We start from the raw sequence: 9,067 nt of genomic DNA on the forward strand, positions 1-9,067 counted from the left end.
GTCATTTCACGCTGCAGCAGTCTGAATGCCTGGGCGCCTGCGCGGATTCGCCGGTGATGCTCGTCAACGATCTCACCATGTGCAGCTTCATGAGCAACGAGAAGCTGGACCAGCTCATCGAAGGCCTTCAATCCGCCGAGGCAAAGCAACCATGACGCTCGCACCCCTGACACCCAACAGCGCGGCCGCGCAGAGCGTGCTGTCGCAGTTCTCGGCTACTGGCGTGCAGACCTGCTTCCACGGCCGGCACATCAATCCGCAAATCCTGGCTGACCTCGACGGCAGCAACTGGCGGCTCAAGGACTACGAAGCGCGCGGCGGCTACCAGGCGCTGCGCAAAATCCTCAAGCAGGATGGCGGCGAGGGCATGACGCCCGACCAGGTCATCGCTGAAGTCAAGGCCGGCAGCTTGCGCGGCCGCGGCGGCGCGGGTTTCCCGACCGGGCTCAAGTGGAGCTTCATGCCGCGTCAGTTCCCGGGCCAGAAATACCTGGTCTGCAATTCGGACGAAGGCGAGCCGGGTACCTGCAAAGACCGCGACATCATGCAGTACAACCCGCACAGCGTGATCGAGGGCATGGCGATCGCCGCCTACGCCATGGGCATCAGCGTGGGTTACAACTACATCCACGGCGAAATCTTCGCGACCTACCAGCGCTTTGAAGAAGCGCTGGAAGAAGCACGCGCTGCCGGCCTGCTGGGCGACAACATTTTCGGCAGCGGTTACAGCTTCCAGCTCCATGCCTCGCATGGTTTCGGCGCCTACATCTGCGGCGAAGAAACCGCGCTGCTCGAGTCGCTCGAGGGCAAAAAAGGCCAGCCGCGCTTCAAGCCGCCGTTCCCGGCCAGCTTCGGCCTCTACGGCAAGCCCACCACCATCAACAACACCGAGACCTTCGCGGCCGTGCCCTGGATCATCCGCAACGGCGGCCAGGCCTACCTCGAATGCGGCAAGCCCAACAACGGCGGCACCAAGATTTATTCGGTGTCCGGCGACGTCGAGCTGCCCGGCAACTATGAAGTGCCCATGGGCACGCCGTTCTCCAGGCTGCTGGAACTCGCAGGCGGCGTGCGCAAGGGCCGTACGCTCAAGGCCGTGATTCCCGGCGGGTCTTCGGCGCCCGTGCTGCCGGCTTCCATCATGATGGACTGCACCATGGACTACGACTCCATCGCCAAGGCCGGCTCCATGCTGGGTTCGGGCGCGGTGATCGTCATGGACGACAGCCGTTGCATGGTCGAGTCGCTCAAGCGCCTGTCCTACTTCTACATGCATGAGTCCTGCGGGCAATGCACGCCTTGCCGCGAAGGTACGGGCTGGCTCTGGCGCGTCGTGGACCGTATCCACAACGGCCACGGAAAGCAGACCGACATGGACCTGCTCAACTCGGTGGCCGACAACATCCAGGGCCGCACCATCTGCGCGCTCGGCGATGCCGCGGCCATGCCGGTGCGCGCCATGATCAAACACTTCCGCCATGAGTTTGAAGCCATGATCAAGCCACAAGTCTCCCACACTCCGGTTTCGGCTACCGCGCAAGCCTGAATTGCGGAAAGAAAAAAATATGGTTGAAATAGAACTCGACGGCCAGAAGGTGGAAGTGCTTGAAGGCAGCACGGTGATGCATGCGGCCGAAAAGGCCGGCACTTACATTCCGCACTTCTGCTATCACAAGAAGCTGAGCATTGCCGCCAACTGCCGCATGTGCCTGGTCGACGTGGAGAAGGCGCCCAAGCCCATGCCGGCCTGCGCTACGCCCGTCACTCAGGGCATGATCGTGCGTACCAAGAACGACAAAGCCATCAAGGCCCAGAAGGGTGTGATGGAGTTCCTGCTGATCAACCACCCGCTGGACTGCCCGATCTGTGACCAGGGCGGCGAATGCCAGTTGCAGGACCTGGCCGTCGGTTACGGCGGCAGCGAATCGCGCTACGAGGAAGAAAAGCGCGTCGTCTTCCACAAGGACGTGGGCCCGCTGATTTCCATGCAGGAAATGAGCCGCTGCATCCATTGCACGCGCTGCGTGCGCTTCGGCCAGGAAGTGGCCGGCGTGATGGAACTCGGCATGTCGCATCGCGGCGAACACGCCGAAATCGAAACCTTCGTCGGCATGTCGGTGGACTCCGAGCTGTCCGGCAACATGATTGACATCTGCCCGGTGGGCGCGCTGACCAGCAAGCCTTTCCGCTACAGCGCCCGCACGTGGGAACTGTCGCGCCGCAAGTCGGTCAGCCCGCACGACTCGACCGGCGCCAACCTGATCGTCCAGGTCAAGAACAACAAGGTCATGCGCGTCGTCCCCCTGGAGAACGAAGACGTGAACGAATGCTGGATCGCCGACCGCGACCGCTTCTCGTATGAAGCCCTCAACGGCGACGAACGCCTGACCAGCCCCATGCTCAAGCAGGGCGGCGAATGGAAGGCTGTCGACTGGCAGACCGCGCTCGAATACGTGGCCAACGGCCTCAAGCAGATCAAGGCCGACCACGGTGCCAGCAGCATCGGCACCCTGGCCAGCCCGCACAGCACGCTCGAAGAGCTCTACCTGGCCGCCTCCCTGATGCGCGGCCTGGGCAGCGAGAACATCGACTACCGGCTGCGCAACGCCGAGTTCACCGCACCTTCGGCCATCCGCTGGCTGGGTACCTCCGTTGCCTCGCTGTCGCAGCTGCAGCGCGTGCTGGTGGTCGGCTCCAATCTGCGCAAGGACCACCCGTTGTTCGCGCAGCGCATACGCCAGGCCGTTCGCAAGGGCGGGGCGCTGAGCACCGTCAATTCCACCGCCGAACTGGCAAACGCCGACGCCTGGGCCATGCCTGTCGCCAATAGGCTGCTGGCAGCGCCCGAAGCCTGGACCCAGGCCCTGGCCGATGTGGCTGCCGCGATTGCCGCTGACAAGGGCGTTACCGCGCCCGCCGCCGGCCAGGCTACCGACGCCGCCAAGGCGATCGCCAAATCCCTGCTGGGCGGCGAGCGCAAGGCCATCCTGCTGGGCAATGCCGCGGCGCATCACACCAAGGCCTCCAGCCTGCTGGCGCTCGCCAACTGGATCGGCGAGCAGACCGGCGCCACCGTGGGCTACCTCACGGAAGCCGCCAATACCGTGGGTGCCCAACTGGCCGGCGCCTTGCCTGCCGGCAAGGGCCTGAATGCCGGTCAGATGCTGGGCGGCCAGCTCAAGGCCGTGATCCTGCTCAACAACGAACCCGAGTTTGACTCGGCTGCCGGCGCCAGCGCCAAGTCTTCGCTCAACGCCGCACAGATGGTCGTGACGCTGAGCCCTTTCAAGGCCAACATGGGCTTCAGCGATGTGCTGCTGCCGATTGCGCCTTTCACCGAAACGCCCGGCACCTTTGTGAACGCCGAGGGCCGCGTGCAAAGCTTTCACGCCGTCGTCAAGCCGCTGGGCGATACCCGTCCGGCCTGGAAGGTGCTGCGCGTGCTCGCCAACGTGCTGGGCTTGCCCGGCTTTGATTTTGAATCCGCGCAGGACGTGCTCAAGCAGGTCGCGGGTGCCGATGCGGTGGAGCTTCCCGCGGACAGGCTCGGCAACAGCACCAAGGCCGCTATCGACCTGTCGACCGCTATCGTCCAGGTGCCTGCGGTGGCCAGCATTTACCAGCTGGACGGGCTGGTCAGGCGCGCCACATCGCTGCAGCTGACGGCGGATGCCCGCCGGGCCGCCGGCGTCGAAGCCAGGCTCGAAGGAGTGACGGCATGATTGATGGAATCTTCGCGTTTGGCCAGGGTTTGATGGGCGGCATCTGGCCGGCCACGGTATGGCCTGTGCTGTGGACGCTCGTCAAGATCGTCTGTGTCCTGTTGCCGCTGATGGGCCTCGTGGCTTACCTGACCTTGTGGGAACGCAAGGCCATCGGCTTCACGCAGATTCGCCTCGGCCCTAACCGCGTCGGGCCTTTCGGCCTGCTGCAGCCAATCGCCGATGCGCTCAAGCTGCTGACCAAGGAAATCATCATCCCCACGGCGGCCAGCAAGGGCCTGTTCGTGCTCGGCCCCATCATGACCATCATGCCGGCCCTGGCCGCCTGGGCCGTGATTCCCTTCGGGCCCGAGATCGCGCTGGCCAACATCAACGCCGGCCTGCTGTTCCTGATGGCCATCACCTCGCTGGAAGTCTATGGCGTGATCATCGCGGGCTGGGCTTCGAACTCCAAGTACGCCTTCCTCGGCGCCATGCGCGCTTCGGCGCAAATGGTCAGCTATGAAATCGCCATGGGCTTCTGCCTGGTGGTGGTGCTCATGGTGTCCGGCAGCCTCAACATGACTGACATCGTGATGAGCCAGGGCAAGGGCATGCTGGCAAGCAACGGATGGACTTTCCTGTCCTGGAACTGGCTGCCACTGTTGCCGATTTTTGTCGTGTACTTCATCTCCGGCCTGGCTGAGACCAACCGCCACCCCTTCGACGTCGTCGAAGGCGAGTCCGAAATCGTGGCTGGCCATATGGTCGAGTACTCGGGCATGGCTTTCGCGATGTTCTTCCTCGCTGAATACGCGAACATGTGGCTGGTCGCCATCCTGGCCGTGCTGCTATTCCTGGGCGGTTGGTTGCCGCCTGTTGAAGCCCTGAGCTTCATTCCGGGCTGGATCTGGCTGGGTGCCAAGACCTTTGTGGTGGTCACCATGTTCCTTTGGGTGCGCGCCACCTTCCCGCGCTTTCGTTATGACCAGATCATGCGTTTGGGTTGGAAGATTTTTATCCCCGTGACCCTGGTCTGGCTGGTGGTCGTTGGCGCCTGGATGCAGACGCCGTACAACATCTGGAAGTGACTATGGCCCCCACGCTTTTCACTGCGTCTTCGACTTCGTGTAATGCGCTGCCCCCCGAGGGGGCGCTGCGCCTGCGGCCCGGCAAAGCCGGTTCCGCGGCCCCTGCTGGCTTGAAGAGCCCTTGTGTACGCCTACGCCTTACTTCTGCAGGAATCTGATTTATGTCCGCCGTCGCTTCCATCAAAGACTTTGCGTCGAGCTTCATGCTCACCGAGCTGTTCAAGGGCATGGCCCTGACCGGCAAGTACATGTTCAGCCGCAAGATCACGGTTCAGTTTCCCGAAGAGAAAACTCCGCTGAGCCCGCGTTTTCGCGGCCTGCATGCGCTGCGCCGCTATGAAAACGGCGAAGAGCGCTGCATCGCCTGCAAGCTCTGCGAAGCGGTGTGTCCTGCGATGGCCATCACCATTGAGTCCGACGTGCGTGAAGACGGCAGCCGTCGCACCTCGCGCTACGACATCGACCTGACCAAATGCATCTTCTGCGGTTTCTGCGAAGAAAGYTGCCCGGTCGATTCCATCGTTGAGACCCACATCTTTGAATACCACGGCGAGAAGCGCGGCGACCTGTATTTCACCAAAGAGATGCTGCTGGCCGTGGGTGACCGGTATGAATCCGAAATTGCCGCCAACCGCGCGGCAGACGCCAAGTACCGCTGAATCCCAAGCCGCTGGCTCAAGAAAGAATCCACAACAACATGGACGCTAAAACAGGTCTTTTTTATGTTTTTGCCGCGGTGCTGCTGTTTGCAGCATTCAAGGTGATTACCGCCCGTAACCCCGTGCATGCGGCGCTATACCTCGTGCTGGCATTCTTCCAGGCATCCGCCGTCTGGATTCTGCTCAAGGCCGAGTTCCTGGCCATTACGCTGGTGCTGGTTTATGTGGGTGCTGTGATGGTGCTCTTCCTGTTCGTCGTGATGATGCTGGACATCAATATTGACAGTGTCCGCAAGGGCTTCTGGAAGCACTTCCCGCTGGCCGGGTCAGTGGGCGCCATCATCGCGCTGGAAATGTCTTACGTGCTGATGGGTGGTTTTCGTGAGCCACCCAAGGCCGCGACCGCCGCGGGCCAGATAGGCGCGCAGATCTCCAATACCAAGGAGCTCGGCAAACTGCTGTACTCCGAATACCTCTATCCGCTGGAAGTTGCCGCGGTGATTCTGCTGGTGGCCATCATTGCGGCCATCGCGCTGACCTTGCGTGCACGCAAGGACTCCAAATACCAGAACCCTTCAGAACAGATACGGGTCAAGCGCGCTGACCGTGTAAGCCTGGTCAAGATGAAATCCGTTGTGGCCGCACCAGCTGTCATTCCGGCTGCAGTACCTGCCGAGGAAAAGAGGCCATGACGCTCACACTGGGACATTTTCTTTCGCTGGGCGCGATGCTGTTCGCGCTGTCGGTCATCGGCATCTTCCTGAACCGCAAGAACCTGATCGTGCTGCTCATGGCCATCGAGCTCATGCTGCTGGCGGTCAACATGAATTTTGTGGCCTTCTCGTACTACCTGAATGACATGGCCGGCCAGGTATTTGTGTTCTTCATCCTGACCGTCGCTGCGGCCGAATCGGCCATAGGCCTGGCCATCCTGGTGCTGCTGTTCCGCAACAAGTCCAGCATCAACGTCGACGAACTCAACACGCTCCAGGGCTAAAGATGACGCTCCCCCCCGAAGCGGCCTCCGGCCGCCTCCCCCTCAAGGGGGCGCCGCTGACGGCCCGGCAGAGCCGGTTCCGTGGCGGCCCTGGCATGGCTTCCTTGTTTGCCAGCGCAACTTGCTTGACGAAGAAAAACTGATATGGCATCCACCCTCAACGCTTCAACTCTGCTGGCCGTCCCGCTGGCGCCGCTGGCCGGCGCCTTGGCGGCCGGTATTCTCGGCACCTCTTTCGGCGGCAACTGGATAGGCCGGCGCCTGTCGCACACCCTTACCATCCTCGGGGTGCTGGTGGCTTTCATCATTTCGGCCATGACGCTCAAGAGCGTGGCGATTGACGGCGCGCGCTTCAACGAGACGCTCTACACCTGGATGAGCGTCGGTGGCCTGAAAATGGAAATCGGTTTCCTGGTCGACGGCCTCACAGCCATGATGATGTGCGTGGTGACCTTTGTGTCGCTCATGGTGCACATCTACACCATAGGCTACATGGAAGAAGACGAGGGCTACAACCGCTTCTTCGCCTACATCTCGCTGTTCACCTTTTCCATGCTGATGCTGGTGATGAGCAACAACATGCTTCAGCTGTTCTTCGGCTGGGAGGCCGTGGGTCTGGTGTCCTATCTGCTGATCGGCTTCTGGTTCAACAAGCCGACCGCCATCTTTGCAAACATGAAGGCCTTCCTGGTCAACCGCGTGGGCGACTTCGGTTTCATCCTTGGCATCGGCCTGATCGCTGCCTATGCCGGCACACTGAACTACGGCGAGGCCTTTGCCAAGGCCGGCGAGCTTTCCAAGCTGAGCTTCCCGGGCACCGGCTGGATGCTGGTAACCGTGATTTGCATCTGCCTCTTCATTGGCGCCATGGGCAAGTCAGCGCAATTCCCTTTGCACGTCTGGTTGCCGGATTCCATGGAAGGCCCAACCCCGATCTCCGCGCTGATTCACGCAGCAACCATGGTGACGGCCGGCATCTTCATGGTGGCGCGCATGTCACCGCTGTTTGAGCTCAGCGATACCGCGCTCAGCTTCATCATGGTGATAGGTGCCATTACGGCGCTGTTCATGGGCTTTCTCGGCATCATCCAGAACGACATCAAGCGTGTGGTCGCGTATTCCACACTTTCGCAGCTGGGTTACATGACGGTGGCGCTGGGCGCCTCGGCCTATTCTGTCGCGGTGTTCCACCTGATGACGCACGCCTTCTTCAAGGCGCTGCTGTTCCTGGCCGCGGGCTCGGTCATCATCGGCATGCACCATAACCAGGACATTCGCTGGATGGGCGGCGTACGCAAGTACATGCCCATCACCTGGATCACTTCGTTGCTGGGTACGCTGGCCTTGATCGGCACGCCGTTGTTCGCGGGTTTTTACTCCAAGGACAGCATCATTGAAGCCGTGCATGAGAGCCACCTGRCAGGCGCTGGCTTTGCCTACTTCGCGGTGCTGGCAGGTGTCTTCGTGACGGCCTTCTATTCCTTCCGGCTGTATTTCCTGGTGTTCCACGGCAAGGAACGCCATGACCAGAATCCCGACGCGCACCACCACGGTCACGACGACCACGGCCATCATGACGAACACCACGAGCCGCACGAATCCCCGTGGGTGGTGACGGTGCCGCTGATCCTGCTGGCGATTCCGTCGGTGGTCATCGGTTTCATGACGATACAGCCCATGCTGTACGGCGATTTCTTCAAGGACGCCATCTTCGTGGACCTCGAGAAACATCACGCCATGGAAGAGCTTAAGCATCTGTTCCACGGCCCATGGCAGATGGCTTTGCACGGCCTGATGGCGCCACCGTTCTGGCTGGCTCTCGGGGGCTCGGTGCTGGCCTGGTATATGTACATGGTTAACCCCGCCTTGCCGGCCGCGATCAAGCGCATGTTCATGCCCATCTTCACGTTGCTCGAAAACAAGTACTACTTCGACTGGTTCAACGAAAACGTGCTGGCCCGCGGCACGCGCGCTCTCGGCACCGCGCTCTGGAAGGGCGGCGACCAGAAGCTGATCGACGGTGCGCTGGTCAACGGTTCGTGGAAGGTGATCGGCTGGGTCTCCGGCATGGTTCGCCGGCTGCAGTCCGGCTACATCTATCACTATGCCTTCGGCATGATCATTGGCGTGTTTGTGTTGATGACGTATTTCGTCTGGCTCAATCGCTGATCAGTTCAACAAAATCAAGGAAGAACAAGAATGGGTTTGTTGAGTCTTGCGATCTGGACGCCGATTGTTTTCGGTGTGGTTCTGCTGGCGCTGGGCCGTGACGAGCAGGCGCGCAGCGTCCGCTGGGTCGCACTGATAGGCGCGGTCGTCAGTTTCCTGGTGACGCTGCCCTTGTACAGCGGTTTTCAGCTGGACACGTCGGCGATGCAGTTTGTCGAAAAGGGCAGCTGGATCCAGCGGTTTAATGTCAACTACCACGTAGGTGTTGACGGCATATCGCTGTGGTTTGTGCTCTTGACGGCCTTTATCAATGTGGTGGTCATCATCGCCAGCTGGGAAGCCATCACCACACGCGTGAACCAGTACATGGCTTCTTTCCTGATCCTGAGCGGGCTCATGATCGGCGTGTTTTCGGCACTTGACGGCATTCTGTTTTACGTGTTCTTCGAG

General features: G+C 61.1%; 8 protein-coding genes and 1 pseudogene. All 9 read left to right on the top strand.

Annotated elements, in window-relative coordinates; translation table 11 throughout:
• Positions 1-155: NAD(P)H-dependent oxidoreductase subunit E (locus tag AC1D1P_RS07865; protein ID WP_477672603.1), on the top strand; the 155-nt coding region annotated here is incomplete at its 5' end.
• Positions 152-1,546 (top strand): NADH-quinone oxidoreductase subunit NuoF, encoded by a 1,395-nt coding sequence (gene nuoF, locus AC1D1P_RS07870; RefSeq protein WP_477671596.1) that lies wholly within the window; start codon positions 152-154, stop codon positions 1,544-1,546. The genes AC1D1P_RS07865 and nuoF, both read left to right, overlap by 4 nt.
• A gap of 19 nt (positions 1,547-1,565) precedes the next feature.
• Positions 1,566-3,722, top strand: a complete 2,157-nt coding sequence (gene nuoG / locus AC1D1P_RS07875; protein WP_477672599.1) for an NADH-quinone oxidoreductase subunit NuoG — start codon at positions 1,566-1,568, stop codon at positions 3,720-3,722.
• Positions 3,719-4,792, top strand: coding sequence for an NADH-quinone oxidoreductase subunit NuoH (gene nuoH / locus AC1D1P_RS07880; RefSeq protein ID WP_477672600.1), 1,074 nt, complete (start codon positions 3,719-3,721; stop codon positions 4,790-4,792). Before nuoG ends, nuoH begins: the two co-directional genes overlap by 4 nt.
• A 161-nt stretch (positions 4,793-4,953) precedes the next feature.
• Positions 4,954-5,451, top strand: coding sequence for an NADH-quinone oxidoreductase subunit NuoI (gene nuoI / locus AC1D1P_RS07885; RefSeq protein ID WP_436155269.1), 498 nt, complete (start codon positions 4,954-4,956; stop codon positions 5,449-5,451).
• A 38-nt stretch (positions 5,452-5,489) separates the two neighbouring features.
• The gene (locus tag AC1D1P_RS07890) at positions 5,490-6,143 is read left to right on the top strand and encodes an NADH-quinone oxidoreductase subunit J (RefSeq protein ID WP_477672601.1); all 654 of its coding nucleotides are present in this window, start codon (positions 5,490-5,492) and stop codon (positions 6,141-6,143) included.
• A complete protein-coding gene (gene nuoK / locus AC1D1P_RS07895; RefSeq protein WP_007864437.1) occupies positions 6,140-6,448 on the top strand; it encodes an NADH-quinone oxidoreductase subunit NuoK in 309 nt (102 codons plus the stop codon). The genes AC1D1P_RS07890 and nuoK overlap by 4 nt, the downstream gene beginning before the upstream one ends.
• Before the next feature lie 144 nt (positions 6,449-6,592).
• On the top strand, positions 6,593-8,617 hold the full coding sequence (nuoL, locus tag AC1D1P_RS07900) for an NADH-quinone oxidoreductase subunit L (RefSeq protein WP_477672602.1): 2,025 nt from the start codon (positions 6,593-6,595) through the stop codon (positions 8,615-8,617).
• 30 nt (positions 8,618-8,647) lie between these two features.
• Positions 8,648-9,067 (top strand): annotated as a pseudogene (locus tag AC1D1P_RS07905) (NADH-quinone oxidoreductase subunit M); the annotation flags it as partial.

The sequence above is a fragment of the Polaromonas sp. P1_E1_2 genome, assembly GCF_056406035.1.

What these genes read in the sequence shown, in the direction of transcription:
- nuoG (WP_477672599.1), top strand. Translation starts at nt 1,566, where the DNA reads ATGGTTGAAATAGAACTCGACGGCCAGAAGGTGGAAGTGCTTGAAGGC.
- AC1D1P_RS07890 (WP_477672601.1), top strand. Translation starts at nt 5,490, where the DNA reads ATGGACGCTAAAACAGGTCTTTTTTATGTTTTTGCCGCGGTGCTGCTG.
- nuoH (WP_477672600.1), top strand. Translation starts at nt 3,719, where the DNA reads ATGATTGATGGAATCTTCGCGTTTGGCCAGGGTTTGATGGGCGGCATC.
- nuoK (WP_007864437.1), top strand. Translation starts at nt 6,140, where the DNA reads ATGACGCTCACACTGGGACATTTTCTTTCGCTGGGCGCGATGCTGTTC.
- nuoF (WP_477671596.1), top strand. Translation starts at nt 152, where the DNA reads ATGACGCTCGCACCCCTGACACCCAACAGCGCGGCCGCGCAGAGCGTG.